The sequence below is a fragment of the Pseudidiomarina sp. WS423 genome, from assembly GCF_050750165.1.
Classification (GTDB): domain Bacteria; phylum Pseudomonadota; class Gammaproteobacteria; order Enterobacterales; family Alteromonadaceae; genus Pseudidiomarina; species Pseudidiomarina fusca.
Genome location: NZ_JBOJLN010000033.1, coordinates 1 through 3,812, shown reverse-complemented (window position 1 = coordinate 3,812; position 3,812 = coordinate 1). Strand labels below are relative to the sequence as shown.

5 protein-coding genes are annotated in these 3,812 nt (G+C 44.7%); all 5 read left to right on the top strand.

All coding sequences use genetic code 11. The annotated features are described in order from the left end of the window. Positions 1-359 precede the first annotated feature (359 nt). Positions 360-782 (top strand): rod shape-determining protein, encoded by a 423-nt coding sequence (locus ACQ661_RS12575; protein WP_110077057.1) that lies wholly within the window; start codon positions 360-362, stop codon positions 780-782. After that, a complete protein-coding gene (locus tag ACQ661_RS12570; RefSeq protein ID WP_431668576.1) occupies positions 748-1,224 on the top strand; it encodes a hypothetical protein in 477 nt (158 codons plus the stop codon). Before ACQ661_RS12575 ends, ACQ661_RS12570 begins: the two co-directional genes overlap by 35 nt. 98 nt (positions 1,225-1,322) lie before the next feature. After that, on the top strand, positions 1,323-2,048 hold the full coding sequence (locus ACQ661_RS12565; protein WP_431668575.1) for an SIMPL domain-containing protein: 726 nt from the start codon (positions 1,323-1,325) through the stop codon (positions 2,046-2,048). A gap of 763 nt (positions 2,049-2,811) precedes the next feature. After that, positions 2,812-3,192 carry a hypothetical protein gene (locus ACQ661_RS12560; RefSeq protein WP_153827400.1) on the top strand — a complete coding sequence of 127 codons (381 nt, stop codon included), beginning with the start codon at positions 2,812-2,814 and terminating at the stop codon, positions 3,190-3,192. Positions 3,193-3,270: 78 nt separating this feature from the next. Next, positions 3,271-3,747 carry a hypothetical protein gene (locus tag ACQ661_RS12555; protein WP_092842131.1) on the top strand — a complete coding sequence of 159 codons (477 nt, stop codon included), beginning with the start codon at positions 3,271-3,273 and terminating at the stop codon, positions 3,745-3,747. Positions 3,748-3,812: the final 65 nt, after the last annotated feature.

The window sequence follows — 3,812 nt, the reverse complement described above, 5'->3', positions numbered from 1 at the left end:
TGGTTTTATATTTGGTGCGCTCACACCGGTTTTAATGTTTGGCGTGGCTGGCACCGAGTTCAGTTTTCAATCAGCCACTTTTCTGGGTCTTTATGGTCTATTCGGTGCAGCGTGTGCCGTTACTGCATGGAACTATGTGCGTAAAAATGTCAGCTTATAACAAGGCTGTAAACCGGACCCAAATTACTACGCGGCAGTTTGTGCATCCGCTTTGCTCACTGTCGCACAAACAACCGCTCCGTAATTCGGTCCGGTTACAGCAGCGTTAAGTGGCTTGGAGGCCGCATTTGATATTCGAATTCATTAGAAGCCTGTTTTCCTTCGACCTGCTGGTTGAGTTGAGTGAAAATAAAATCACAATGCAAAAATTTTCAACCGGGCAATTTATTGAAATTGAACCTTGGATATCGCTAGAAGGCGGGAAGGGAAAAGAAAAGATTAAGGCTATTGGTCGAGAAGCTAAATCGTTATCGGGGCCAACTATTCAGACAACGAACCCTTTTTCACACACTAGAAGTTTTATCGGAAATTTCACGCTGGCTGAAAAGATATTGCAGCATGGTATTTTTACTTTGAATAGCTCAAAGTTAAGAGCCGCGCCGAGAGTAATCATGCATCAACTAGAAAAAACTGATGGTGGGCTAAGCGATATAGAGGAGCGAGTCTTACGTGAACTTGCAAGTGGTATGGGAGCAAGGGAAGTTTTGATCCATACTGGCAGTAAAATCAATGTACGCGCACAGAGCTATGATGATATTAAAGCTAAAATCAAAGCCACTTAACAAGTTGCTTAATTTCGTTCCGGCCACAAAAAGCGTGGCCTCCACTGGACTGCCTACGCTGCGCTGCGGCAGCCAATTAGCAAGGCGTTATGCATTCGAAGGGTATTTGATGAAATTTCTGTTATTGATTGCTTTACTCTTATCAAGCGTGGTGGCTAGGGCTGAAAATTTGTGTCCCGTTAACGAGGATGTTGCGCCAGATATGCGTATAGCTGAGTCTGATCTTACGAAGGAACGTGCGGAGAAGGCTGTCGAAAAAGTGCAGGGCATAGTTTCAGGGGCGGACTCAAAATATGAATGGATTACCGTTCCAAATTCATTAAAGATAATTGAAGGGTATATATTGAAGCGCGACGCTCTTAATGCAGAAGGGGTAATGGCTCAATATCACAAATCTCAGTTTTGTGAGTTTATGAAAACTCAGGCGTGGTGGTACGACTAAATGCATAACCAAGCCATAAAATACGCTCCCTGCGGTCGCCGGACGCTCGTTCCTCGCGCCGTTTATTGCGGGCGTTACAACTCAAAAAGGAATCGCACATGAAATATGTTTTATTGGCACTAGCTCTAACCGTTTCTCTTTCAGTTACTGCTAATCCAGTACCGGAATTTCCGTTCGTGATAGTCACGGAAAAATTGGAGCAAGAAGTTAAACCTGATTTAGCTAAAGTGCGCTTCAGTCTCCTAGCATATGATCAATCGTCTGATACGGCGATGGAGCAATTGACCAAGTTCTCTGCTCAAATGTTAGAAATTCTGAAAAAGAACGGAATTCCCATCTCTAACGTCGAATCAACACAGATTGATAAGAGTACTAAGAGAGCAAGAAAAGATGGGGCTTACGGCTTAGATATTTTGGGTTATGAGGTGCAGCAGGGCTTCAATTTACGGATTACTGATCTTACAAAGTATCCGAGCTTAATGAATCAGCTAATTCGATTAGATGGCGTTCAAAATATAGACGCATTCTTTGAAACTACACGGGAAGAAGAGTACAAAGAAAAAATGATTGTTGATTTAAGCCTCAAAGCAAGAAAAAAGGCCGAGAACCTCGCTAAGGCTCAATCCAGGACGGTAAAGAGTGTCTATGGAATTACTACCGAAGAGAACTTTGGACAGGCATATGCAACCTTTTCATTGCAATATAGCCCGCAAGCGTATGTTTCAGCTATGGACGCTAGTTCCTACGGTATGGAGTTAGTAATGGCTGTTCCTGAGTTTATAAAAGTAGGACAGCGTATTACCGCTATATATGAATTGAAGTAGGCATCGTGCAAAAAGTTGTAACAAGGCCATCAAATTGACGACTTTTCCGTCGCTTTTTTTGTGGCTTAACGCTACGCTACCACAAAAAAATCAACTCCAAAGCCGCAATTTATGGCGGCGTTAGGCGGCAAGGACCGTTCAATGATTGTCCGCGAAATATTAGACTTCTTGTATACCTACGTACTCACTGCATGGTACTTCTACGCTGCACTGGTCGTTATAGTTCTAGCCATTGCTGTTCTGACGAGGCGTACTAAGCCGTCAATTGCGTCAAGCATTCCCGTTCTCGGAGATCATGTTAGTACTGTTCCATTCTTTATTGCAGATATCTGGCAAGGCCTCGCAAAAGGCCATGGCTTAGTGGCCCTGCATCAAGAAGCTATCAGACTTGAAGTCCAAATCGTTGACTCATTAACCGGACTAATAAAATTTAGGCATCAGATTGTGGAAGTTCCAATCAGAGATGTCGCATCGATTGCCATTAGATCCTACTTGTTTGGAACCTACACACTGCTTTGGTTGCAGGGAACGAGGATGGATACTTTCCAAAGCTTTCCAAGGTTGCGTGGCGGGCGATGCAGACTGCGAATCGCGCGTCGCGACCGACAGAACTGCGCAGCCTTCGTAGAGCACTTCGCAACCGTCAAGGCGTCTGGGCAAGTGGTGGCTGCCGCCTAACAATTCGTTCAAGCCGAACTTGTTTGGCTCCGCTACACAAGTCGGCTTAACTCGAGCGTTAGCACCACAACCCAAAGGAGAGAGAATGGACACTTTTAAAGCATCAGTACAATACAATGACATGAAAGGTAGCGCAGCGGCCGACCGCGCGGATAAAGAGAATGCAGCAAAGTGGCTAAAAGACAATGACTTGATCAGCGACGAAGAGTTCGTTGTGGGCGTCAAGATGTGGGCTGGAGAGAATCATGGCATCCATGATGATCCAGTTTACGTCACGTTTTTCGTGACCGACCTGCAAGGTCACCCTGATCTTCCTTCTTTGCTTGCTGCTAGCGGTGATGTGATAGAAGCAAGGCGTGTACGCGTGGATATGAACCTCGTTGACTTCTTCGGTCTGTTCAAGCGACTGGAAGTTACTTTATCGAATGGCGGCATGCTAGAAGGAAAGTCCTACCCGTATGAATAGGCAGTGTGCTAACAAACGCGTTAAATGCGACACTCGTACCTCGCGCGCTTTACGCGGGCGTTATAAGGCATCAATCGAGTGAGAGCATACGAACTAGAAAAAGAAATTTGGTCAGAGGTAGACTTCAACTTGATGGGTTGGCATGACGCATCTATATGGTCAATGGTCTCCGATGCAAAACAATACGAATATTTATTAGACCTAGATTACATATTCAAATGGGTTCACCCGGAGGAGAATGAGACATACTTTAAATTTTGGGTCGCTCCGGTGACAATGGTTTTTGAAAATGCTTTTGATGTAAAAATTGACATTGAGTCACAGCAAGGCTTAATTGAAGTGGCGGATTTATACATGGAAAACCCCGAGCTAACACCCAATGGGAAATTCACGTCTCATACCTATCGCTTTGAGTGCCAAGAGGGTGAAATATCTCTTAAAGCAACTGGTTTTAAAATGTATGTGCGGCAAAAACCAAAACTTATTCAAGGTCAAAGCTTTGAATTACAAGAGCGTGGCGGTGTTAATTTCGGACGAGCGTGGAATGCCTTATAACAAGTCAATCAACTACGCGCCTTCGGCGCCGGATGCGCTAAAGCGCTAAAGCGCACCGGTTATTG